The sequence below is a fragment of the Streptomyces sp. NPDC031445 genome (genome assembly GCF_055581365.1).
In genome coordinates this window covers 147,186-169,703 of sequence record NZ_JBVIJO010000015.1, presented here as the reverse complement: position 1 = coordinate 169,703, position 22,518 = coordinate 147,186, and the positions used below count along the sequence as shown (strand labels likewise).

The following is a 22,518-nucleotide window of genomic DNA, read 5'->3' as shown; positions in this document are numbered from 1 at the left end:
CTAGCGGACGCTGAGGGAGTAGGCGGTGACCTCCAGCGCGGTGTCGACGACCACGTATCCGGGGGTCTGCCAGGCGGTCCGGTCGATCTCCTCGGTCGTGCGGGCGGGCTGCTCGACCTGCTCGACGGCTTCGGTCATGGTGCGTACCTTCCTTTCTGCGAGGGGGTGTTGCCCTCCCCGGTCGGGAGGGAGCCTTCAGTGGGCCGTCACTGCTTGATGGTCACCTTGAGGATCAGGTCCTTGTCGGTGCCGCGGTCGCTGGTGCCCATCCACAGCTGGTCCGCGCCGGGGACCTTGACCAGGGCCCGCAACCGGCCGTAGGCGTTCTTGTAGTAGGCCGTCGCCCGTCCGACGTCCTGGCCGGTGGAGTCGATCGGCACCCGCCACAGCCGGTGGCCGCTCAGCGTGGACGCGTAGATCGCGTTGTTGACGATCGCGATCTGGGCGGGCACGCCTCCCTCTTCGGGCTTCCAGACCATCTTCGGGTTGGTCATCCCCCCGGCGCGGCAGGCGCCCTCGCAGGTGGGCCAGCCGTAGTTCCGGCCCGGCTTGACGAGGTTGAGCTCGTCCCAGGCCTCCGCGCCGATCTCGGTCGACCACAGCCGGCCGGCGCGGTCCCAGGCCAGCCCCTGGGGATTGCGGTGACCGTAGCTGTAGACGCGCGTCCCGAACGGGTTGCCGGGGGCCGCGGCACCGTTCTTGGTGATCCGCAGGATCTTGCCGTTGAGCGACTTCTTGTCCTGCGCCAGCTCGCTCTTCTGGGCGTCACCGGTGGCGACGTACAGGTATCCGTCGGGCCCGAAGGCGATCTGCCCGCCGTTGTGCTGGGTGTCCCGGACGATGCCGGTCAGGATGGGGGTGTAGTGGCTCAGCCTGGTGCCGTCGAACCTCATCTTGACCACACGGTTGTCCTTGGCCGTGGTCTCCATGAAGAACACGTCCCTGTCGGTGGTCCCGTTCCAGGTCGGGGACGTGGCGACACCCAGCAGACCGCCCTTGTCCTGCGTCTGCTCGTGCCACACCGCGTTCGGGACCGTGCCGACCTTCTTCTTGGCGCCGTCCAGGGCGACCTTCCAGACCACGGCGGTGTCGCGTTCCGTCACCAGCGCCGCGTCGCGGCCCCGGAGGAACGAGATGCCCCAGGGCGTGGTCAGTTCGCCCGTGAGCTTGCTGATCCCCGACGGTGCGCCACCCGCGCGCGGGCCGGCGGGGCCTTCACCGGCCGTCGCGGGCGCCCCGGACACGCCGAGTGTGGTGACGGCGGCGACAGCGGTGAGCGCGGCCATGCCCGGACGGACCCGATGCAGCGCCGCATGCGCCAAGCGTGACATCCTGATGCCTTTCATGTCGTGGCGCGACCGCGTGGTTCCGGACGGAACGAGGCGGTCGACTGCGATACGAGGGGGGTGCTCATCGCTGCGCCGCGTCGCGGCGGACCCGGTGGACAGGGCGTGGGCCGGAGCGTGGCAACGACTTCCTTCCGGAGTTTCAGGCGCCCCCTGAAGCGAATGGCCACCGGGACCGGCCCGTCGTGCTGACGGGCGTTTCCCGGCGTCGGGACTGCGGATACCAGTGAGCTTGCGCGCCGGCACGTCCGCCGCCGGTGACCGGCGCCGTGAAGTCCCTCCCTCGGGTGACCCACGCTGCCCGGATGGGCGCGGACGGAGTACACCCGGTCAGGGGGGATCCTGCCGCGGGGAGGGGCAGCCCGCCTGAGCGGTGTCGTACGGCGTCGGGGTGCCGGGGGTGCCGGGAGTCGTCGCGGGAGCGGGCCCGGGGGCCGTCGCCGGCTGCGGCGAGGGGGCCGTGGCGGGACCCGGCTCGGGCGCCGGCGCGGGGTTAGGACCCGGGCTCGGGCTGGAACTCGGGCTCGGGCTCGGCGCCAGGCACGGGGGCGGGGCGGCCGGGCCAGGCGGGGTGGAGGGGGTGGACACGGGCGAGCCGGCCGTCCCGCCCGCGTCGACGCAGTCCACGAACCGCACGAAGGGCGCCTGCCCCGTGCCGCCGGTGACCGCGAAGTCGTGTGCCGTGTGGCTGCGGAGCAGGCACATGTCGTAGCGGGCGAGGACCGGGAGGGTGTCCGGCGGGGCGGCCGGCCGGTACTCGTGACGGCCCACCAGCTGGCAGGAGTCGTAGCGGATCAGCGGCCCGCGCGGGCCCACGGTGTAGCGGTGCGGGCGGACTTCGGCGGAGAAGTCCTTGAAGGCGAGACCGGTGTCGTCGCAGTCGTCGAAGTGGACCGTGCCGCCGTTCCACGCGCAGTCGATGACGACCACGTCGGGGTTGCGCACCTCGAAACGGATGTCCTGGGCGTGGAACCGCTGCACGGAGTCGTGGTGCCGGGCCACCGGGAAGCGGAAGAACGTGCTGGTGGTGCCGTACTCGGGGGTGCTCTGCGGGCGCCTGTCCGTGATGATGTACGAGCCGCCCCGGCAGGCGATGGAGCCGCCGTAGGGGAACTCCAGGAAGTTGCCCCACTCGTACTCGACCTTCATGTCGGTGAACCAGTAGTTCAGGAACTGGTCCTGGTCGTTCGGCTCCTGCTGCCCGTTCCGCGTCAGCCCCGAGTAGAGAAACGCCCGGCGGTAGCGGCCGCCGACGCGGCACGCCTCCCACCGCATCTCCGAGTTGGTGTCCGTGCCGCTCAGGACGAGCCCGTACTCCCATTCCCCCATCCACTCGCACTCGGAGAACCGGTAGTCCTGCGCCTGTCCGGTCGAGTACGAGTCGAAGAAGGAGGCGCCCGGGGTGGCCGACCGGAACCGCATGCGCTCGAAGGAGAGGTTGGACCACACGTCCTGGTTGCGGCAGAGGCAGGAGCCGGGGCCGGTGGCGGGGCGGAAGACGAGACTCGTCATGCGCCTGCCTGCGCCGGAGAACCGCAGGCCGCTCGCGGGCCGCGGGGGGGCGACACCGTTGAGCAGCGCGTGCGGACGGGTGATCAGGAACTCGCCGGCGGGGATCTCGATCACCACGCGCCCGACGCCCTCGGTGACCCGTGCGGCGGCGAACGTGTAGGCGATCTCGAACGCCTCGGTGTCGTCGGTCCGCCCGTCGCCCACCGCGCCCAGGTCGACCACGTTGACCACGGTGTCGTCGGCGGAGGGGCGCGGGGCGGCGGAGGCGCCGCGGGTCGACAGGGCCGTCGCGGCCAGCACCGAGGCGCCGCCACGCAGAAGCCGCCGACGGCTGACACGGGACATCGATCCATCCCCTTCTGTCATAATCCCCTTCTTTCCAGGCAATAAGGAGCTGAATGACCGGGTTCATCGAGGTGCTCAGGCACATGTCGGCGGCACAGAAGCCCGCGAGGGGGGTGTCGGTCTACACCCTGTTCGTCAACCGTCCGGCCGGCCGCGTCCTTGCGGCCCTGGCCTACCGGGTCGGCGCGACCCCCAATCAGCTGACGGTGCTCGGCGCCCTGTTCACCTTTCCGGCCCTGGCCGCCGTGGCCCTGGTGCGACCCGGCCCGGGGCTGTCGGTCTGCGTCTGCGCGGCCCTGGCCGTCGGGTTCGCGCTCGACGCGGCGGACGGGCAGCTCGCCCGCACACAGCGTTCCGGGAGCCCGTCCGGCGAGTGGCTGGACCATGTGCTGGACTGCGTCAAGCTGGTCACGGTGCACCTGGTCGTCCTGGTGTCCTTCTACCGGTTCTTCTCGCTGCCCGACCCCGCCTTCCTGCTGGCCCCGATGCTGTTCGAGCTGGCGGCCGTGGTGATCTTCTTCGCCGGCATCCTGACCGAGCAGCTCAAGCGGCGGACGGCGGCCCCGGCGCCGGCGGAGCCCGCGCCGGCGCTGCGGTCCCTGCTGCTCCTGCCCGTCGACTACGGCGTGACCTGCCTCAGCTTCCTATTCCTGGGCAGCCAGCACGTCTTCCTTTCCGTCTACTGCACCCTGCTGCTGGCCCACCTCCTGTTCATGGCCGCCTTCCTGGTCAAGTGGTTCCGCGAGCTGCGCTGAGGGGATCTCCGGCGGCCCGCTCCGGGAGAGCAGTTCCAGCGCGCCGCGCAGGAGGGTGCTGGAGGTGTGCAGGGTGTAGGGGAAGTAGGCGACTTCGACGCCTACCTTCGCGAAACGCCGCTCCAGCTCGTTCCACTTGGGCGTTCCGCGCCAGTCGTCGCCCTTGAAGATGACGTGGAAGCCGACCCGCTTCCACGTCTCCAGTTTGTCCTCCTCCGACTCGACGACGGCCACGTCGACGCAGCGCAGGCCGCGGACGATCTCCAGGCGCTCGGCGAGCGGGACGACCGGCGGTCTGCCCTTGAGGCGGACCACCAGGTCGTCCGAGGTGACCCCGGCGACCAGGCGGTCGCAGTGCCGGCGCGCCTCGCGCAGGATGTTGAGGTGCCCGATGTGGAACAGGTCGTAGACGCCGGGCGCGAATCCGATGCGGGTCACTTCGCCGAGTCACCCCCCGCTCCCACAGGCACGGACACCTGCAACGGCGGCGACTTGCGCGAGGTGTTCGTGCCGTCCGTCACCTCGATCCGGTACTCGTGGCGGGTGCCGGCGCCCACGGAGTCGGTGTAGCTCATCAGCGGGCGGTTCCAGTAGGTGGACGACTGCTGCTGCCGGGAGACCAGCCGGCCGTCCCGGTAGAGCCGGTAGGTGAGTGACGCGTCGTCCCGGTCCCACGAGGCCTTCCAGCGCAGGGTGACCTGTCCGGGACGCCGGGCGGCGAGCGAGAGCGCGGGCACGTCCGGCGCCCCGGTGTCGGGGCCCGCCCCGAAACGGGTGAGGGCCTGCTGGGGCTCGCCGTTGACCTCGGTGAACTCGCCGCCCACCCAGAGGACGCCCCGGGCGACCGTCAGGGCCCGGGGTCCGATCTGCTCCCCCGTCCCCTCGTCGGTGTCGGGGAACCAGTGCAGGATCGTGCTGTCGGCGGGCGACTGGGCCAGCAGGTGCTGCCGGTCGCGCCGCTCGGGGAACCCGCCCGGAGTCTCATGGCAGTCGTGCGCGTGCGAGGCGCTGTACAGGACGCCCTGGTATGGCAGGACGGCCTGGGTGGCGCCGTGGCAGGTGTCCTTCCACACCATCCGGTCGTTGTCGAGCCGGCCGGCGATACGGCCGTCGAAGACGCCCTCGCCGTGGCCCTCGGCACCCACGTAGAACCGGCTGCCGTCCTGGGCGATCGACTTCACCGACGACCGGGGCGGCAGCCAGTCCGGGAAGGTGCGCTCGGTCGCCCCGCTGGTGGCGTCCAGGGCGACCAGCGAGTGGGCCCACCGGCCGTTGACCCAGTCGAAGTCACCGCCCGCGTAGATCTTCTCGTGCGAGGGCGCCACCGACAGCGCGCGCACCGGAGCGTCCACGTCGGCCCGGAACGGGCGCAGGCCGCCCTCGGGGGTGAGGGCGGCGACGCGCTTGCGGGTCCGGCCGTCGACCTGCCGGAAGTCACCGCCGAGGTAGACCGTCCGGTCGGTGACGTCGATCGCCCGGACGGTCGCGGACACCGCCGGGCGGAAGTCCCCGCGCAGGGAGCAGTCGGCCGTGTCCAGGGCGACGGCGCTGGCCACGCCGGTGGACCCGACATGGCTGAAGGAGCCGCCCACGTACAGCACCCGGCCGTCGGGCGAGGTCCTGAGCGCGCGGACGGTTCCCTCGCCCCCGGTGAACGACGGCGCGCACGGCAGCAGGGCGCCGGTCACCGCGTCGAACGCGGCGAAGTTGCGGCGCGGGACCTCCCGTTCGCCCGGCGCGGCGCCGGGCGGCCGCACGGCGTCGAAGGTTCCCCCGACGTAGACGACACCGTGTGCGGAGGCCAGCGACCAGACGATGCCGTTCGTCTGCCACGTGGTCAGCGGATCGGCGGTGAAGGACGGCCTGGGTTCGCCGCCGGCCGTGGCGAGAGCGGGCTGGAGCAGGGCGGCGGAGCACAGGAGCGTGGCGGCGACAGCACGGGTGGCCGCCCTCGACGGCAGGTTTCTCAGGCGCAAAGGACACCCCGGATGGCAGTGGTGTGGGCGACACGCGGGGAATGACGCGGGGCCCGCCGCACCCGGACCGCACACCCTTGCCCGGGCTCATGCGGCGCGACGGCGCAGGACTCCGACCAGCTCACTCACTCCCAGCGGCCTGCGATACCACCACAAAGTAGTACCAAAGGCACACAATCCCAACGTCATCCCGGCGGCGAGTCCTGACGTGGTGTCACCTCCCAGTGCGCGCGCGGCGGCCAGCACCACCGAGACGGCCAGTCCGGTCCCGAGGGCGGTGGTGTAGCCCCGGTCCACGGTCGTGAAGCCGAGGCGCAGCCGGATGAGCAGCGCGGCCGAGAGGTTCTCCACCACGATCGCCGCGCCCCAGGACACGGCGGCCCCGACGACGCCCCACCGCGGCACGGCGAGCAGGCCGACCGTCAACTGCACCGTGAACGCCAGCGCGGTGACGGCCAGGTGCCAGGAGCTGCGGCCGGACATCAGCAGCACGGTCTGGGCGTTGCCGACCGCCACGTTGACCATCGAGGCCAGGCACAGCACGACCAGGGCGGGCGCCCCGCGGACGAACTCCGGGCCGAAGACCGACAGCACCGTCCGCGGGAAGGCGGCGATGAGGACGAACAGCGGCCAGGAGAAGAGCACGATCCAGCAGGTCGAGACCCGGTGCAGATGGCGCGCCTCGGCGACCTGCTCGACGGCGAGCAGCCTGCTGATCTGGGGCGCCACGGCGAGCCGCACGGCCAGTTGCAGCAGGGTGCCCGCGGTGACGACGCGGCCGATGGCGGTGTAGACGCCCGCCTCGGCGCCGGTGGCCAGCGCGGACAGCAGGATGACCCCGACCCAGACCGCGCTGATGTCGAAGACGGACGAGATCGCGCGGGGTGCCGCGAAGCTCCAGAAGGTACGCCAGGGAACGGCCCCGCGCACGGCCGGCCGCGTGGTGCCGCGCAGGGCCCGGCAGCGACGCAGGGCGGGCCAGGCGGTCAGGGTGCCGGCCAGCGCGGGCAGCAGCCAGGCCGCGGCCAGCGGCAGCAGGCCCGGCACGCAGGCGGCCACCGGTACGGCGATCAGCACGCGCAGCACCGGTTTGCCGACCTGCTCCACTCCGACGAACGGCACCACGGTGCCATGGCCCTGGGTGGCGCCGAGCAGGACCAGTCCGACGGTGGCGACGGGCAGGAACAGCCCGAAGAGCCGGACGAGGGCGACCGCGTCGGCCGGCGGCAGGTGCGGCAGCAGCGTGGTGGCCACCGCCGGGCACAGCAGGAGGACCAGGGCGGCCGCCGTACTGGCCACGGCCGCGGGTACGACGGCCGCGCGCAGCAGGCCGCCCACCGAGCGCCCGCCGCCCACCGCGATGTCCCGCGAGACCAGCCGGACGAGCCCGCTGTCGGCGCCGAGCTTGCAGGTGTTGCCGAGGATGGTGAACAGGGCCACGCCCGTGAAGACCGCGCCCGCGCCCTGCGCCCCGAGGGCGCGGGTGAGCAGGCCGACGAAGACGAAGGCGAAGACGGCGTTCGTCGCGGAACCCGCCATACCCCACCACCCGCCCCGCGCGGCGGCGGCGACGCTCCCGGCGGCGGGGGCGGCGGGGGCGGCGGGCGCGTCCGGGGCGGTCATCCGCGGGTGACCGAGAGCGTGTCGTCCTGCGCCGGCAGCTCCACGACCGGGGCGGCGGTCTCCGCCTCCGGGCGCGCGGGGCGGCGGCGCAGCACGGCACGCAGGCGTCCGCGCCGGCGGCCGGCGTCGAGCACGGTGCCGAGGAGGGTCCCGCCGGAGCACTCGACCAGCTCGTGCGCCCGCCTGAGGTCGTCGCGCCGGGTGGTGCCCAGACCGGCGACCAGCAGGACGCCGTCGACGCGCTGCGCGAGGGCCAGCGCGTCGGCGTGCTCCAGGAGCGGCCGGGCGACGACGACCGTGGTGCGGGAGCCGGACCCGGCCGGCAGCCGGTGGACGGCGGCGGGCCCGCCCGTGCGGTCGGGCGAGCCGGTACCGCCGGCGCAGCAGGCGAACCGCCCGGCGGTCCCGGCGTCGACGAGGCGGCTGCCGTCGGGCCGCGAGGAGGCGTCCCCGGACGTGCGGGCGTCGTCCGGCAGCAGCGGCAGCCGGGCCGTGAGGGCGGCCGTGCCGGGGTCGGCGTCCACGAGCAGCACCTCGTCGCCGCACTCGGCGAGGGCCGCGGCCAGGTTCACGGCGACCTCCTCGGTGGCGGCGCCGCGCCGGGGGGAGACGACGAGGAGCCGGCCGGTGCCGGTGCGCAGGCCGGTGCCGCGCAGCCGGTAGGCCAGGGCGCGCAGGGCCTCGGCCCGGTCACCGCCCCGGCGGCCGACCGCGAGCAGGTCGTCGTCCTCGCCGTGCCCGGGGGGCAGCAGGCCGAGCACCGGGGTGCGCAGCGCGGCCCGGGCCTCGTCGGCCGACCGGACCCGGGGGTCCAGGGCGGAGCGCAGCCAGGCCAGCAGGATGCCGAGGGCCAGTCCGCCCGCCAGCCCGAGCGCGAGCAGGGCCGGCCAGCCGGGCGCCGAGGGCCGGGCGGGCGGCTCACCGCGGCGGACGACGTCGCCTCCTTCGGTGTCGCGGGAGTTGATGTCGACGACGCGCTTGCGCAGGGCGTCCAGCTGGCTCTGCAGGGCCTTGGCGGTGTCGTCGTCCTCGGCCCCCTGCTTCTGCGCGGCCTCCACCCTCTTGATCTGCTGCTCCACGCCCTGGGTGGCCCGCCGGGCGGCGGCCTGGTTACGGGCCTTGCGGTCGGCCAGGTAGGCCTCGGCGAAGGCGTTGGCGCCGCGCGCCGCGCGCCCCGGGGTGCGGGCGGTGAACTCGAAGCGCAGCACCTGGGACTTGGCCTGGTTGGTGATCCGCAGGGCGTCCTCCAGCGCGTTCGCCTTGCGGTCGGCCTGGCCCAGGAGGCGTGCCGCACGGACGGCGACCGCGGTGCTGGCGGCGATCTGCTGCTCGGTGCCCATGCTGACCTGGTTGTCGGCGGCCACGCTGACCGTGCCGAAGGGGTCGGCGGTGGAGCGTACGAGGACTTCGCTGGTGGAGGTGTAGGTGTGGGCGCGGGAGAGGGCCAGGGCGGCGCCGCCGAGCAGCCCCAGGACGATCCCGAGGGCGATGACGGCACGGTGGCGCAGGAGCCGGCGCAGCTGGTCGCGTAGCTGGTCCGGCTCGTCGTACCGGTCGTAGAGGTGGATGGGGCCGGTCACGGGTGCCCTCCTGTTCCGGGGAGCTGTGCGGGTCGGGTGGGTGCGGTCGGCGGCGCCGACGGGACGAGCCGGGCCGCGCGGGCGGCGGGGGTGGTGACGAGCAGCGGAACGGTCACCAGCAGCGTCAGCGGGCCGACGATCCCCAGCAGGCTGCCGCGCAGGAAGACGATCTGGTAGATGCCGAACGCCGGGACCAGGAACGCGGCGAGGGTGCCGGCCCGGTCGCGGAGCCGGTGGCGTACGTCGTCCATGCGCCGTCCGGCGGCGCCGAGCAGGAAGAACACGGCGGCCACGGCGGGCGGGCCGGCCCACAGGTAGCTCTCGATCCACAGGGGGGCGGAGAGGTTGAGGAAGTCGTAGCCGGCGTACTGGGCCAGGGTGATGCCGGTGTCCCCCGGCTTGTCCGGCCACACCGAGCGCGGGACCGGGAACAGCACGGGCCCCAGCGCGTCCTGTGGTGAGAACCCCCGGTCCCGCGCCATGTCGATGCCGGTCTGCACCTGCTGGAAGGCGTCGTAGTCGCCGTTGGTGGTGAACTGTGCGGACAGGGAGACCACGGCGAACCGCTCCCGGTCGCTGTAGCGGAAGTAGTCGCTGTACGGGAAGAGCAGCAGCACGGTCGCCATGAGCGTGGCGGCGATGACGCGGAAGGCGCGGGGCCGGCTCAGCCGGGGCACGGCGAACAGCAGGGTCAGCAGGACCGTGCCGAACCAGAACCGCGGTTTGCTGACGGGGTTGTTGACGACGGCGTTGAGGGCGAGGAGCAGCGGCAGCAGCAGCCGGCGGACACCGCGCAGCAGACGGTCGCCGCCGGGCGCGCGCGGTACGTGCAGCAGCCCCAGCAGCGCCCAGAACGCGGGCACGGACAGGGACCAGCTGCGCACGGCCGCGAGGAACGCGTCGTTCGAACCGTCGGCGACGCCCGCCTCGCGCAGCGCCTGACGGCTCGTGAAGTAGGCGCCGACGCCGCCCGGCTGGCCGGGGACGAGCAGCGCCGCCAGAACGAGGGCGAGCCCGCACAGCGACAGCAGGCGCCAGGGTGCGAGGCGGCGGGACAGCAGCCGTTCCACCGGCCCCGGTGGGCAGGCGGCGGGTCCGGCCGTACGGGTGCGCTCCCGGCGGACGGCGACGGCGGCTCCCGCACTGTGGGCGAGGAGCCCGAGTTCGACGACGGCCACGGCCGTGAGGGCGGTTGCCTGGCCGGTCCGGTAGGCCCAGGGGTAGGTGTCGGTGGCGAGCTGTGCCAGGGGCGCGAGGCCGAGCCAGACGTAGGCGAAGACCCAGAAGCCGAGGGCGGTGAGCCGCACCGTCGTCGCGGTCAGCACACGGACGAGGGCCACGCCGGTGTGTCCCAGCACCACGGCCTGGGCGGCGAGCGGGACCGACGGGTGCGCGCCGTCCGACTGGAGGACCAGCCCCGGCAGCAGGACCAGCAGCGCCACGGCCCACAGGGAGACCGCGGCCACGCTGCGGACGGGGGCCTCGCGCCACCGAAGGTCTTCACCAGTCGGGTATTTCCCCTGAAAGCTCATCAACAGGGTTATAACGCCCATACTTCATGAAGCCGTACAGGCGCGCGCGAACCCGGGAGCCGCGCGCGGCCGTCCGCACGGCGCCGTCATCGGGTGACGCGGGGGACAGGTCGGCGTGCCATTTACGGCAAATCCTGACAAATGTGCATTCCTTTATCGCACCAGGTCATCCGATCTTCGGACAAAGGAGTTGCCCATGGGCAAGCAGGTCGACGTCGTCGTTGCCGGTGGCGGGGGATTCATCGGAGGCCATCTCGTGGGCTCCCTCCTGGCCCAGGGGCTGACCGTCCGCTCCATCGACATCAAGCCCCGGCACGAGTGGTACCAGGTCCACGACGCCGCGGAGAACGTGATCGCCGACCTGTCGCTCCCGGAGAACGCGCGCGCGGGCGTCCGGGACGCGCGGCACGTGTACATGCTGGCCGCCGATATGGGCGGCATGGGCTTCATCGAGAACAACAAGGCCGCCTGCATGATGTCGGTGCTGACCAGCACCCACATGCTCCAGGCCGCCCACGAGGCCGGGGTGGAGCGCTACTTCTACTCCTCCTCCGCCTGCGTCTACGCCGCCGCAAGGCAGACCGACCCGGACGTCACCGCGCTCCGCGAGGAGGACGCCTACCCGGCGCAGCCCGAGGACGGCTACGGCTGGGAGAAGCTCTTCTCCGAGCGCATGTGCCGCCACTACACGGAGGACTACGGGTTCACCACCCGCGTCGCCCGCTACCACAACGTCTACGGCCCCCACGGCACCTGGGCCGGCGGCCGGGAGAAGGCCCCCGCCGCGGTGTGCCGCAAGGTGGCCGAGGCGGTGCTCTCCGGCGACCACCGGATCGAGATCTGGGGCGACGGCCTGCAGACCCGCTCCTTCATGTACATCGACGACTGCCTCCACGGCACCCAGATGATCATGGAGGGGGACAGCGGCGAACCGGTCAACCTCGGCTCCTCGGAGCTGGTGACCATCAACCAGCTCGTCGACGTCGTCGAGCGGATCGCCGGCATCCGCTGCGAGCGCAGCCACCGGCTTGACGCGCCCCAGGGCGTGCGCGGGCGCAACTCCGACAACACCCTGATCCGCGAGATCTACGGCTGGGAGCCGTCGGTCTCCCTGGCCGACGGGCTGGAACAGACCTACGCATGGGTCTACGACCAGGTCAAGCGCTCCCACCAGTGACGCCGGACGCGTCGCGGGGAGGCGGCACGATGAGGATCCTCGTCCACGACTACAGCGGCCACCCGTTCCAGGCCCAGCTGAGCCGGGAGCTGGCGCGCCGCGGTCACCAGGTCGTCCACTCGACGTGCACGGCCTACGTCTCCGGCAAGGGCGACCTCGCCGGGTCCACGGCGGGACTGCGCTTCGCCACCATCGGGGACGGGGTCAGGCTGCGCAAGGAGGCCTACGTCCGCCGGCTCGGCCAGGAGACCCGGCTGGGGCTCGAACTGGCCCGGCAGGTCCACCGCGAGAAACCCGACGTGGCCCTGCTGTCCAATCTGCCGATCCCGGTCCTGGTGGTGACCGCGGCCGTCCTGAAGCGGCTGCGCATCCCCTGGGTGCTGTGGCACCAGGACGTGACCGCGGTGGCGCTGAAGAGCTTCGCCGCCGCCGACGTCGCCAGGTCGATGGGCCTGGCGGCGAAGGTGTTCGGGGCGGGCGAGAAGTGGTCGGCGCGGCAGGCCGCGGCCGTCGTGGTGATCGCCGACTCGTTCGTACGGGTCCACGAGGAGTGGGGCACCGCGGACAAGGTCACCGTCATCCCCAACTGGGCGCCGCTCGACGAGATCGTCCCGGTGGCACGGGCCAACGGCTGGTCGGCACAGCACGGCCTGGACGGCGTGCGGACGGTGCTGTACTCCGGCACGCTCGGACTGAAGCACGACCCGGAGCTGCTGGTACGGCTCGCCGAGCGACTGCGCGAACAGGGCAGCCCGGTGCGTCTCGTCGTCGTCAACGACGGCCCTGCCGTACCCGTCCTCAGGGACGCCGCCGCGGCGCGGGGCGTCGACCTCACCCTGCTGCCGTTCCAGCCGTACGAGCGGCTGCCCGAGGTGCTGGGCACGGGTGACGTCCTCGTCGTCCTGCTCGACCCGGGGGCGGGACAGTTCTCGGTCCCGTCCAAGACGCTGTCCTACCTGTGCGCCGGGCGGCCGGTGCTCGGCCTGATGCCCGCCGACAACCTCGCCGCGCGGCTGCTCCGGCAGGCCGGGTCGGCGGTCTTCCCCCCGCGGGAGTCCGCACTGGACGCCGCGGCCACCTGGGTCCGGGAGGTGCTGTCCGACCCGGCCCGCGCCGAGCGGCTGGGCAAGGAGAGCCGCGCCCTGGCCGAGCGGGAGTTCGCCCTGGAGGACTGCGCCTCCCGCTTCGAGGCCATCCTGCGCGCGAGCGGCGCCCGCCGGCCCTGACCGAAGCCTCCCGGCGCCGCGTCCGTGAACCGGCGGCGGGAGGCCCGCGCGCGAGCGCGCCGTCAGGGCGGACCCGGGGCCGGCAGCGCCGGGTCCGAGCGACCCCGGTGGTAGGCGCCTGCCGGGCGGCGGTGGGGCCGGTGGGCCCCGGTCAGTTGAGCGGGGTGGGCGTGGCCGGCCGCTGTGGGGGGTGGCCGGCGGCCGGGCGTGCCGCGCCGTGCGTGCCGCCCCGGCCGGCCGGCTCGTTCCGGCGGCCGCCCAGGTAGATCTCCTCCAGCCGGTCCACCACGGCGCCGATGGAGTAGACGTCCTCGACCACGCGGCGGCCGGCTTGCGCCATCCGGGCGCACAGCTCCGGGTCACCGAGCAGCCGGCGGACCGCCGCCGCCATCGCCCCGGGGCTGCCGTCGGTGACGAGGGCGGCGCCACGGCGGGCCAGCTCGTCGGCGATGCCGCAGGTGTCCGTGCAGACCACGGGCGTACCGGCGGCCAGCGCCTCGATGACCGTCATCCCGAACGGCTCGTTCACGCTCGCCAGCACATGGACGGCCGCCGTACGGTACGCCTCGCGCGCCTCGGAGGGGTCGAGCGCGCCGCCGTAGCGGACCACGCCGGCGGGCCCCTCCTCGATGAGCCGGCGCACCGCGGGCAGCGATCCGTCGTCCGGGCCGTACAGCGTGAAGCGGGCCTCGGGCACCTCCTCGTGGACCAGCGCGGCCATCTCCACGAAGGCCTCGGGACGCTTGCGGGGATGCAGCCGGGCCAGGAACAGCACATGCGGCTCGCGCGGCCGACGCGGCGCCGGTTCGGGCGGGCCCGGCTCGATGCCGTTGGGCAGGATGCGCAGCGGCGGACCGTCCGGCCCCAGCACCCGCGCCACCAGCCCGCGTTCCTGCTCGGTCAGCACGCAGCAGGCGCGCGCCCGGCGCAGCAACGGCAGGTACAGCAGGTCGAACAGCCGGACGGGCAGCGCCGTGCGCGGCTCGACCATGCCGTGCGTCTGCGCCACACACGGCACGCGGCGCAGGGCGGCGACGGCGAGGGCGCACAGGGAGACCAGGTCGCGCCCCGCGTGCACGTGCACGACCTCGGCGCCGCCCATGGCCCGCCACAGATCGCGGACGAGGAGGGGGTGCAGCAGACCGATGAAACCCCGTCCCGGCAGCAGCGTCCGGGCCGGGCGGGAGCGCAGCCGGACCGTGCCCACGCGCTCCGGCGCGCGGCCGGCGCCCCGCCACAGCGACATCAGCGCGACGTCGTGCCCGCGCGCGGCCAGCTCCCGCGCCTGGGCGACGGCGACGCTCGGCGGACCGCCGAAGGCACCGTCGTCGCTGAGGAGCGTGACCACGTGGAGCAGTCTCATGCCGTGCGTCCCTTCGTCAGGACCTCGCCGGGCGCCACGTCCCGGTGGGCGACGGCGCCGGCGCCCACCACCGCGCCCCGGCCGACCGTGACACCGCGCAGGACGACGGCACGGGCCGCGACCCAGCTGCCCGGCTCCAGCCGGACGGGGCCGTTGTCGAACTCGAACGTGGCGGAACGGGCGCGATGGCTGCCCGTGCACAGCAAAGCGCCCTGGGAGACGCAGCAGTCGCTGCCGATCGTGACGGGTTCGAGGTTGAGGATCCACGCCTCCTCGCCGATCCACACGTCGTCGCCGACCTCCAGCTTCCACGGCCAGTGCACCCGCACCCCGTGCCGGATCAGCACCCGCTGTCCGACCCGGGCGCCGAAGGCGCGCAGCAGCACCGGGCGCCAGCGGTCGGGGCACCACCACTTGACGAAGACCAGGTGCAGGACGGCGAACCAGGCGGCCTGGACGAGCAGGGGGCGTCCCTTGTCGTAACCCGCGCCGGTGAAGCCGCGCAGGGATCGCTCGACGACGGGCCGGTGCGGGGCGGCTGCGGTCTGCGCCATGACGGTGCTCCTCCCGGTTCCTTCCCGGTACCTTGCCGGTCCGCCGCCGGTTCCGGCGAAGCGATCGGCGCGTGTTGGCGGCAGGGCTGCCCGGATGGACGAACTTCAGTAGGCGCCCTGGCCGTTCAGCACCGCGCGAACGGTGCGGGCCATCACGTTCATGTCCATGGAGGGGGACCAGTTGTCGACGTAGCGCAGATCGAGCGAGACCGTCTCGTGCCAGGACAGGTCCGACCGTCCGCTCACCTGCCACAGGCCGGTCAGCCCCGGCTTGACGTGCAGCCGGCGCATCTCCACCGGGTCGTACTTGACGACCTCTTCCGGCACCGGGGGGCGCGGGCCGACCAGGGACATGTGGCCGAGGAGGACGTTGAACAGCTGGGGCAGCTCGTCCAGCGAGTAGCGGCGCAGGACGCGTCCCACGGGGGTGACCCGGGGGTCGCGGCGCATCTTGAACATGTGGCCGTCGTTCTCGTTCGCCGCCTCCAGCTCGTCCTTGAGGCGGTCCGCGTCGACCACCATCGTGCGGAACTTCCACATGGGGAACGGCGTGTTGTCCTGCCCGACCCGGATCTGGCGGTAGAGGGCGGGGCCGGGGGAGCCGAGCCGCACGGCCAGCGCCAGCAGGAGCAGCAGCGGCGAGAACAGCACGATCAGCAGCAGCGCGCCCACGCGGTCGACGGCGGCCTTCAGCAGGGCCGGCACGCCACGGCGCAGCGGCGGCGAGATGTGCAGCAGGGTGAGTCCGGACGCCGAGGTGAGCCGGACCCGCCGACGGGCGACCTCGACGATGCCGGGCAGCACGACGATCGGGCAGTCCCGGTCGTGCATCGACCAGGACAGCCGGCGCAGCCGCTCGCCCGACAGGTGCGGGCCCGTCACGACGAAGACCAGGTCGGCAAAGAGTTCGTCGGCCGCCCCGAGCACCGTGGCGGCGTCCTCACCGGGGGTCCCGGGCGCCTCGCGGGGCAGCCGCGCGTACACGGGGACACCGGAGAGCACCTCGTCCTCCCCGACCGGGCAGCAGCCGACGATCGCGTACTCGTGGTCGGTGCGCTGGGCCAGTTGACCGACCACCGCGTCGATCGTGGGGCCCTCCCCGACCACCAGGACGTGACGCAGCGCGCGGCCGTTGCGGCGGGCGGCCAGGAGGTGACGGTGGATCACCTTGTGGCAGGCCGCGGTGAGGACCAGGGCGGGGATCAGCGCGGTGAAGGCTTCGGCCGGCACGCTGTCCAGCCCGCACAGCACGCGCAGCGTCGCCAGCGCGCCGACCAGCAGCAGCCAGTCCCGCAGGACGGCTCCCAGGCCGCCGCCGTCACCCCAGGCGGAGGGTGTGTACCGCTTGCCGAGCACTCTGATCAGCGGCCACAGCAGGGCGGCGACGGCCGCGAGCCGCAGGGGGTGGGGCTCGTGGACCTCCACGATCGCCGCCGTCACCGGCAGTGCGGCGCCGGCCAGATCCACACAGACGGACAGGGGACCGTACCAGTGTGCGTGGGTGCCTTCCGGATGGGCCGGCCGACGCGGCACGGAGACCGGGGTCTGTCGGGTTGCCGCGATTCTGAAGGGCCGCATGCGTCTCCTTAGGAGCTCCAATCCCAGACAACCGGCGCGGCCGCGGTCCCCCCCCGGGACCGGTCGCGCCTTCACGTGATCTTTATATCAAGCAATAGTCATCCATGTCCGATTTGCTTACTGCCTTCGGTCTAGACCAGTGCGCATCGCAGTGCGCCGCCCTCCTGGCTGCGCCAGGCGTCCCTCCGGGGGCGCCTGCTCCCAGGAGGCACCCGCCCCCCTCCCACGAGGCACCCGCGCCCTCTCCTCAAGACGGAGGCGCGGCCTCCGAGGGCCTGTTCATGGGGTTGTGGCAGGCAAGGCGCGCATCTCACGGCCGTGCGGCGTAGCGTGTGGGAGCGGGGGCGCGCGGCGGAGCGGTCTGCCCCCGCCGTACAGGAACAGCGGGCCACCGATTCCCTGCCCGCCCATCGTCCGAGACAGGAGCGCCATCCATGACAGCACGTGTCCGCCGGCGCGGAAGGGGCCGTTCGGCGGCTCTGCGCACCGGCATCCCGCTCGTCACCATGCTGCTGACCGCGGTCGCCGTCGGCGAACCCGCCGCCCAGGCGCATACCGTCCAGCCGGTCCGCGCCGTCGCCGGCCCGGGTCCAGGGGCCGTCGCCACCACCTGCGCCGACCGCGTCTACACGGGTATGACCCAGGCACAGCGCATAGGCCAGCTCTTCATGGGCGGGGTGAACGCCGCGCACCCCAGCGCGACCGACCTGCGTACGCTGCGTGACTACCATGTCGGCTCCGTCATGCTGACCGGGCGCAGCAGCGCCGGCACCACGGCGACGCGCAAGGTGGTCGACGGCTTCCGGGGCCAGGCGGACACGGTGTCCGGCCGGCGCGTGGGCCTGATGGTCTCCACGGACCAGGAAGGCGGCCAGGTCCAGGTGCTGAGCGGCCCCGGGTTCTCCACCATGCCGGCCGCGCTCACCCAGGGCACCTGGTCGACGTCGACGCTGCGCAGCCGGGCCGCGGGCTGGGCGACGCAGTTGAAGTCCGCCGGGCTGAACCTCAACCTCGCCCCCGTCGCGGACACGGTGCCGGCCAGCCTCGGCACGCGCAACGCGCCCATCGGCCGCTACAACCGCGAGTTCGGCCACACCCCCGAGGTCGTCGCCTCGCACAGCGGTGCCTTCGCCGAGGGGTTCAAGCAGGCCCATGTCATGACGACGCTCAAGCACTTCCCCGGTCTCGGCCGGGTGACCGGCAACACCGACACCACCGCGAACGTCGTGGACTCGGTGACGACGACGTCCAGTTCCTACCTCGGCCCCTTCCGGTCCGGCATCAAGTCCGGGGCGCCGTTCGTGATGATGTCCTCGGCCACCTACACGAAGATCGACGCACACCACATCGCGGCCTTCTCGCCGACGGTCATCCGCAAGCTGCTGCGCACCCAGCTCGGCTTCAAGGGCGTCGTCATCTCGGACGACCTCGGACAGGCCGTCGCCGTGAAGTCGTTCACCCCGGGCCAGCGGGCCGTCAACTTCCTCGCGGCGGGCGGCAACATGATCCTCACCGTGAAGGCGTCCACCGTACCGGCGATGGCGCAGGCGGTCAGTGCCCGCATGAAGACCGACGCCGCGTTCCGCGCCGATGTCGCGGACAGCGTGCACCGCATCCTCGCCGCCAAGTCCGCCGCCGGCCTCCTCAGCTGCGGCTGAACCCTCCCACCGGGTGCCGTCGCACACGGACGGGAACCGGCTCGGTCCCGCAGTGCCCTGCGGGCCGGGCCGGTCGTCCGGGGCGCCACCCCCCGCGCCTCACCGGCCGGGAAGCGTCCCCCCGCCGTCCACGCCGAGCACCTGCCCGGTGATGAAGCCGGCGTCCTCGCCCAGCAGGAAGGCGATGGCCGCGGCGACCTCCTCCGGGCGGCCGAAGCGGCCCATGGGCACCGAACGCAGCACCCTGGCCTCCCGCACGCCGCCCACCGGGTGCTGCTCGCGGAAGAGTGCGGTCTCCACCGGGCCCGGGGCGACCGCGTTGACCGTCACCCCGTGCTCCGCAAGCTCCAGCGCCCACGTGCCGGTCAGCCCCACCAGCGCGCTCTTGGCCGCCGCGTAACTGCTCCGGGTGCGCGAACCGTGCTGCGCCCGGCTCGTCACGTTGACGATCCGGCCCCAGCCGCGCTCCCGCATCCCGCCGACGCACGCCTGGGTGACCTGCACGGCGGCGCGTACGTTCAGGTCGTACACCTCGTGCAACGCGTCGAGGGTGATCCCGCCGAGCGGTTCCGGCAGGACGATGCCGACGTTGTTGACGACCGCGTCCACGCGCTCCTCGCGGGTGACCGCCTCCAGCAGTTCGCGCGTCGCCCCGGCGTCGGCGAGGTCGCAGGCGTGCAGCACCCCCGGGAACTCACCGTCCGGGACACCGCGGGCGACGCCCAGCACCCGGTGTCCCCGGCCGGCGAGCCGGTGCGCGGTGGCGAGGCCGATCCCCTTCGACGCTCCTGTGATCAGCACGGTACGTCCGGACAACGGCGTCTCCTTCTCCTGGGCGTCCCTGGACTGGACCCTGTCGCCGATCCTTCCACCCGCCGTGACCCACCGCGTCCGGGCACCGGGACAGCCGCAGGCGATTACGCCGTAATAGCCGACGGCGTCCGACCGGCCCGCCGCGCCGGCCCTTCCGTCAAGGAGCGCCCCTCCGTCAAGGAGCGCGGCCGCCACCGGACTTGGCGTGCGGTGGCGGTGCCGGCGGGAACCGTGCGGGAGCCGCGCCTCCCGTCGGTGATCAGGCCCGGCTCACCGGCGCCTGGAGTTCCGTCACCCAGTCGTCGCGGTTCTCCGGGCACTCCAGGTTGACCTCGCGGGGGTAGCCGGTCGACCGGTAGCCGCCCGCGTCGATCCAGTGGGTCAGGGCCTGCGCGGTGGGCAGCACGGTGTCCGGGGAGCCGCGGTGCATGATGGTCGCCGCCTGGTCCAGGGCCGGCAGGTCCAGGACCCGGAAGGCACCGTCGTCCTGGAGGGGGGCGGAGACCTGGACGGCGGCGTGGACGGTGATCCTGCCGCCGCCCTCCGGGGCGTCCTCGTAGAAGGCGACACCGGCGCCCGTGGGCGCGATGCCGGCCGAGTCGAGGCGCCGGAACAGCTCGGCGTAGAGCGGTTCGATGACCGGGCCGATGTCCTCGGGAGAGAAGCTGTCGGCGGTCGCGGTCAGTTCGGCCACCCGGACGCCGGGGACGCTCTTGATGACGACGTCGTTCGTGGGCATGTGCCCCTCGCTCTCGATCGCTCGGAGCCTCGCCTCGACCTGGACCAGCCGCGCTCCCGCCGCGGCCACGGCGGTCTCCAGTTCGGCCCGTCGCAGCCGCAGCATGCCGCGCAGTTCCTCGGCGCCGACCTTCTCGTCCACGATGTCCCGGACCTGTCTCAGGGAGAACCCGAGGTCCTTGAGCGCGATGATCCGGTTGAGGCGGGCGAGTTGGGCGGCGGTGTAGTGGCGGTAGCCGCTGACGGGGTCGACATGGGCCGGGCGCAGCAGACCGGTCGCGTCGTAGTGACGCAGCATCCGGACCGAGACGCGGCCGTGCCGGGCGAAGTCTCCGATGGTGAACATGATGTCTCCGAGTCGATCGCCTGACACGGTGTGAGGGTCAAGAACCTATCTGCCTGCCGGCCGGGGACGGCGAGGTCGTTGGCGGCGAGGTCACGGTGCGTGGCTCCGTGCCGAGGGGGCGGCACCTGTCGCCGTGTCAGGCGCGCCTCGGGCGGAAGGCGTTGCCCGGGCGGTGCGACCCGGCGCAGGCCGCGCCGATCCGCGGCAGGGGAGGCATGCTGGAGTCAGTGCGAGTGACGGCGGGCCTACCGCGGCGTCACGACGTGACGACCACGCGTGAAAGGTGGTTCCCCATGGCCGGTTCCGCTCCGTACGGTGACGTCCCCTCCTACCGCCCGCGCGGCGGCCCCGGGTACCAGGCGCCGCCCGGCCCGCGGTCCGTCGCGGCGGGCCGGCTGTGGGCCACCGGCGCCGCCACGGCGGTGGTCGCGGCGCTGGTCGCGGTCGTGGCCACGATGTTCGTCCGCGCTGTCCTCGACGTTCCGCTGTTCGCGCCGCGCGGGGCGGGCGTGTGGGGCGATGTGACGACGGGATACCTGGCGGCCTGGGCGGCGGCCGGCGCCGTCGTGGGCACCGGGCTGCTGCACCTGCTGCTGCTGACCGTCGCCCGGCCGCGCGCCTTCTTCGTCTGGATCGCCGGCCTGGTGACCGTGGCGCTGGCCCTGCTGCCTTTCACCAAGGACCTCGCGCTGGACGCCCGCCTCGCCACCGCTGCCGTGTTCCTGGCCATCGGCGGAACGATCATCGGGCTGCTGTCGGCGACCGCGTTAAGCGTGGCGCCGCGGCGGGACGAGGACACCTGGTGACGTACGGCCCCGGGAACGACCCGGCCCCCTGACGCCGAGGCACGTGTCGAGCCCGCGGCGATGACATCGGCGTCACGTGTGCCGCCGCCACCGTCTCATCGCACGCCCCCGGTCATGTGCGGCTACATTGCGGAGCATGACGGTACGACGGTGGTACGGCGGCCGGGGGCTGGGGCTGACGCGCCTCACGGTCGCGGCGAGCGCTCTGCTGGCCCTGCTGATAGGTGTCGCGTTCGTGGTCCTGCTGTGGGCGATCGACGACGCGAACGACTCCACGTCGGCGCGCCGCGCCTCCCGCACGGCGCTCGTCGAGGCCGGAACCATGGAGCAGTTGCTCGTGGACCTGGAGACCGGGCAGCGCGGCTTCGTGATCACGAAACGCGAGGACTTCCTCCAGCCCTGGCAGGCGGCGCGCACGGCGCTGCCCGCCGGGACCCGGCGGTTCACCCGCTCCGCCACCACCCCCGCGCAGCGGCGCACCGCGGAGCAGATCACGCGGGGCGTCCGGTCCTTCCTGGACGACTACTCGATCCCGCTGGTGGAGTCGGTCCGGCGGGGCGACCCCGCCGCGTCCGGCCTGGCGGCGACGGCCGAGGGGAAGCGCCGCGTCGACGCCCTGCGGGCCCGGTTCGACGCGTACACGGCGGGCGAGCGCGCCCAGCTCGCCGCGCGCGAGGACGCCGCCGGCGCCAACGCGCACCGGGCGGTGATCGCGGCCGGCGTGGGCATCGCGGCGTCGACCGCGCTGGTGGCCGCCTTCACGGTGCTCCAGCACCGCGCCGTCGTACGGCCCGTGCGCGGGGCGGCGGCAGCGGCCGGGCGGCTGGCGGGCGGCGACCTCGGCGTCCGCATCCCGCCCAGCAGGGTGGCGGAGGTCGACGCGCTCGGGGCGTCCTTCAACACCATGGCGGCCTCGTTGCAGGACAGCCGCCGACGGACCGTGGAGAGCGTCGAGGCGGTGCACCGGCGTACGGCCCGCGATCTGCACGACGGGGCACAGCAGCGCCTCGTGAGCCTGATGATCGGGCTCCGGCTGGCGCGGGAGATGATCCCCGACACGGACACGCCGGTGACCGAGCTGATGGACCAGTCGATCGACAACGCGCAGACGGCGATCGACGAACTGCGGGAACTGGCCAGGGGCATCTACCCGCTGGTGCTGACGGTGAAGGGCCTGGCGGCGGCCGTGGAGGACCTGGCGGCCCGGTGCCCGGTTCCCGCCGTCGTGCGGGCCGACTACCCCCGGCGGCTCTCCACCACCGTGGAGTCGAACGCGTACTTCGTGGTGGCCGAGGCGGTGACGAACGCGGTCAAACACGCCCAGGCGTCCCGCATCGACATCTCCCTCGCCCTCACGGACGTCCTGCGGATCCACGTGGTGGACGACGGCGTCGGCGGTGTCGGCGGCGCCACCGCCGGCAGCGGCCTGACCGGCCTGGCGGACCGCGTGTCCGCCTTCGACGGCACCCTCACCATCGACTCGCCCCCCGGCGCCGGCACTTCCCTCCTGGTACAGATCCCGATCCCGCACGGAACAGAAACTTCTTCACAGGTCAACTAACGTGTGCCGGGCGGCGTGTCCAACCGCCG

Annotated in this window: 18 protein-coding genes and 1 pseudogene; 6 read left to right on the top strand and 13 right to left on the bottom strand. The window is 73.4% G+C overall.

The window, feature by feature from the left end; genetic code table 11:
* The 3 genes from pqqA to ACZ5DC_RS33230 all read right to left on the bottom strand — a co-directional run bounded on the left by pqqA (window position 1) and on the right by ACZ5DC_RS33230 (window position 3,203).
* Entirely contained in the window at window positions 1–138 is a 138-nt protein-coding gene (gene pqqA / locus ACZ5DC_RS33240; RefSeq protein ID WP_014669248.1) for a pyrroloquinoline quinone precursor peptide PqqA, read from the bottom strand.
* A 68-nt stretch (window positions 139–206) separates the two neighbouring features.
* A complete protein-coding gene (locus ACZ5DC_RS33235; RefSeq protein WP_468658943.1) occupies window positions 207–1,286 on the bottom strand; it encodes a PQQ-dependent sugar dehydrogenase in 1,080 nt (359 codons plus the stop codon).
* 390 nt (window positions 1,287–1,676) lie between these two features.
* Entirely contained in the window at window positions 1,677–3,203 is a 1,527-nt protein-coding gene (locus ACZ5DC_RS33230; RefSeq protein WP_468658941.1) for a glycosyl hydrolase family 28-related protein, read from the bottom strand.
* 53 nt (window positions 3,204–3,256) lie between these two features.
* Between ACZ5DC_RS33230 and ACZ5DC_RS33225 the strand changes: the two genes are divergently transcribed.
* The gene (locus ACZ5DC_RS33225) at window positions 3,257–3,958 is read left to right on the top strand and encodes a CDP-alcohol phosphatidyltransferase family protein (RefSeq protein WP_366753548.1); all 702 of its coding nucleotides are present in this window, start codon (window positions 3,257–3,259) and stop codon (window positions 3,956–3,958) included.
* Here ACZ5DC_RS33225 and ACZ5DC_RS33220 read toward each other — a convergent pair.
* From ACZ5DC_RS33220 to ACZ5DC_RS33200, 5 genes and pseudogenes are all read right to left on the bottom strand, one after another.
* A pseudogene (locus ACZ5DC_RS33220) lies at window positions 3,959–4,396 on the bottom strand (FAD synthase family protein); the annotation flags it as partial.
* Window positions 4,393–5,934 carry a fibronectin type III domain-containing protein gene (locus ACZ5DC_RS33215; protein WP_468658938.1) on the bottom strand — a complete coding sequence of 514 codons (1,542 nt, stop codon included), beginning with the start codon at window positions 5,932–5,934 and terminating at the stop codon, window positions 4,393–4,395. The pseudogene ACZ5DC_RS33220 and the gene ACZ5DC_RS33215, both read right to left, overlap by 4 nt.
* Window positions 5,935–6,021: 87 nt before the next feature.
* On the bottom strand, window positions 6,022–7,557 hold the full coding sequence (locus ACZ5DC_RS33210) for a lipopolysaccharide biosynthesis protein (protein ID WP_468658936.1): 1,536 nt from the start codon (window positions 7,555–7,557) through the stop codon (window positions 6,022–6,024).
* A complete protein-coding gene (locus ACZ5DC_RS33205; RefSeq protein WP_468658934.1) occupies window positions 7,554–9,137 on the bottom strand; it encodes a hypothetical protein in 1,584 nt (527 codons plus the stop codon). The genes ACZ5DC_RS33210 and ACZ5DC_RS33205 overlap by 4 nt, the downstream gene beginning before the upstream one ends.
* Window positions 9,134–10,603, bottom strand: coding sequence for a hypothetical protein (locus tag ACZ5DC_RS33200; RefSeq protein ID WP_468658932.1), 1,470 nt, complete (start codon window positions 10,601–10,603; stop codon window positions 9,134–9,136). The genes ACZ5DC_RS33205 and ACZ5DC_RS33200 overlap by 4 nt, the downstream gene beginning before the upstream one ends.
* 262 nt (window positions 10,604–10,865) lie before the next feature.
* Here ACZ5DC_RS33200 and ACZ5DC_RS33195 point away from each other — a divergent pair, with 262 nt between their 5' ends.
* Window positions 10,866–11,846: an NAD-dependent epimerase/dehydratase family protein gene (locus tag ACZ5DC_RS33195; protein WP_468658930.1), complete on the top strand. Its 981-nt coding sequence runs from the start codon at window positions 10,866–10,868 to the stop codon at window positions 11,844–11,846.
* A gap of 29 nt (window positions 11,847–11,875) precedes the next feature.
* Complete coding sequence (locus ACZ5DC_RS33190; protein ID WP_468658928.1) at window positions 11,876–13,072, top strand: glycosyltransferase family 4 protein; 1,197 nt, start codon at window positions 11,876–11,878, stop codon at window positions 13,070–13,072.
* A 151-nt stretch (window positions 13,073–13,223) separates the two neighbouring features.
* Here ACZ5DC_RS33190 and ACZ5DC_RS33185 read toward each other — a convergent pair whose 3' ends face one another.
* The 3 genes from ACZ5DC_RS33185 to ACZ5DC_RS33175 form a co-directional block, all read right to left on the bottom strand.
* Window positions 13,224–14,435, bottom strand: a complete 1,212-nt coding sequence (locus ACZ5DC_RS33185; protein WP_468658926.1) for a glycosyltransferase family 4 protein — start codon at window positions 14,433–14,435, stop codon at window positions 13,224–13,226.
* Window positions 14,432–14,989 (bottom strand): DapH/DapD/GlmU-related protein, encoded by a 558-nt coding sequence (locus ACZ5DC_RS33180; protein ID WP_468658924.1) that lies wholly within the window; start codon window positions 14,987–14,989, stop codon window positions 14,432–14,434. The genes ACZ5DC_RS33185 and ACZ5DC_RS33180 overlap by 4 nt, the downstream gene beginning before the upstream one ends.
* 105 nt (window positions 14,990–15,094) lie before the next feature.
* Entirely contained in the window at window positions 15,095–16,456 is a 1,362-nt protein-coding gene (locus ACZ5DC_RS33175; protein ID WP_468659112.1) for a sugar transferase, read from the bottom strand.
* Window positions 16,457–17,001: 545 nt separating this feature from the next.
* Here ACZ5DC_RS33175 and ACZ5DC_RS33170 point away from each other — a divergent pair.
* Window positions 17,002–18,225, top strand: coding sequence for a glycoside hydrolase family 3 N-terminal domain-containing protein (locus ACZ5DC_RS33170; protein WP_468658922.1), 1,224 nt, complete (start codon window positions 17,002–17,004; stop codon window positions 18,223–18,225).
* Between the two features lie 99 nt (window positions 18,226–18,324).
* Here the strand turns inward: ACZ5DC_RS33170 and ACZ5DC_RS33165 are convergent, their stop codons facing one another.
* Together ACZ5DC_RS33165 and ACZ5DC_RS33160 are read right to left on the bottom strand one after the other, a co-directional pair.
* On the bottom strand, window positions 18,325–19,041 hold the full coding sequence (locus ACZ5DC_RS33165; RefSeq protein WP_468658920.1) for an SDR family oxidoreductase: 717 nt from the start codon (window positions 19,039–19,041) through the stop codon (window positions 18,325–18,327).
* A 256-nt stretch (window positions 19,042–19,297) separates the two neighbouring features.
* Complete coding sequence (locus tag ACZ5DC_RS33160) at window positions 19,298–20,122, bottom strand: MerR family transcriptional regulator (protein WP_468658918.1); 825 nt, start codon at window positions 20,120–20,122, stop codon at window positions 19,298–19,300.
* A gap of 293 nt (window positions 20,123–20,415) precedes the next feature.
* On the opposite strand from ACZ5DC_RS33160, the gene ACZ5DC_RS33155 reads away from it, so the two are divergent.
* Both ACZ5DC_RS33155 and ACZ5DC_RS33150 read left to right on the top strand, forming a co-directional pair.
* A complete protein-coding gene (locus ACZ5DC_RS33155; RefSeq protein ID WP_468658916.1) occupies window positions 20,416–20,928 on the top strand; it encodes a DUF6069 family protein in 513 nt (170 codons plus the stop codon).
* A gap of 136 nt (window positions 20,929–21,064) precedes the next feature.
* Window positions 21,065–22,489 carry a CHASE3 domain-containing protein gene (locus ACZ5DC_RS33150; protein ID WP_468658914.1) on the top strand — a complete coding sequence of 475 codons (1,425 nt, stop codon included), beginning with the start codon at window positions 21,065–21,067 and terminating at the stop codon, window positions 22,487–22,489.
* Window positions 22,490–22,518: the final 29 nt, after the last annotated feature.

Bases quoted from the DNA above. Each gene is read 5' to 3' on its own strand.
- ACZ5DC_RS33180 (WP_468658924.1), bottom strand. From the start codon at position 14,989: ATGGCGCAGACCGCAGCCGCCCCGCACCGGCCCGTCGTCGAGCGATCC.
- ACZ5DC_RS33155 (WP_468658916.1), top strand. From the start codon at position 20,416: ATGGCCGGTTCCGCTCCGTACGGTGACGTCCCCTCCTACCGCCCGCGC.
- ACZ5DC_RS33210 (WP_468658936.1), bottom strand. From the start codon at position 7,557: ATGACCGCCCCGGACGCGCCCGCCGCCCCCGCCGCCCCCGCCGCCGGG.
- ACZ5DC_RS33185 (WP_468658926.1), bottom strand. From the start codon at position 14,435: ATGAGACTGCTCCACGTGGTCACGCTCCTCAGCGACGACGGTGCCTTC.
- ACZ5DC_RS33235 (WP_468658943.1), bottom strand. From the start codon at position 1,286: ATGGCCGCGCTCACCGCTGTCGCCGCCGTCACCACACTCGGCGTGTCC.
- ACZ5DC_RS33160 (WP_468658918.1), bottom strand. From the start codon at position 20,122: ATGTTCACCATCGGAGACTTCGCCCGGCACGGCCGCGTCTCGGTCCGG.
- ACZ5DC_RS33195 (WP_468658930.1), top strand. From the start codon at position 10,866: ATGGGCAAGCAGGTCGACGTCGTCGTTGCCGGTGGCGGGGGATTCATC.
- pqqA (WP_014669248.1), bottom strand. From the start codon at position 138: ATGACCGAAGCCGTCGAGCAGGTCGAGCAGCCCGCCCGCACGACCGAG.
- ACZ5DC_RS33170 (WP_468658922.1), top strand. From the start codon at position 17,002: ATGACAGCACGTGTCCGCCGGCGCGGAAGGGGCCGTTCGGCGGCTCTG.
- ACZ5DC_RS33225 (WP_366753548.1), top strand. From the start codon at position 3,257: ATGACCGGGTTCATCGAGGTGCTCAGGCACATGTCGGCGGCACAGAAG.
- ACZ5DC_RS33190 (WP_468658928.1), top strand. From the start codon at position 11,876: ATGAGGATCCTCGTCCACGACTACAGCGGCCACCCGTTCCAGGCCCAG.
- ACZ5DC_RS33230 (WP_468658941.1), bottom strand. From the start codon at position 3,203: ATGTCCCGTGTCAGCCGTCGGCGGCTTCTGCGTGGCGGCGCCTCGGTG.
- ACZ5DC_RS33150 (WP_468658914.1), top strand. From the start codon at position 21,065: ATGACGGTACGACGGTGGTACGGCGGCCGGGGGCTGGGGCTGACGCGC.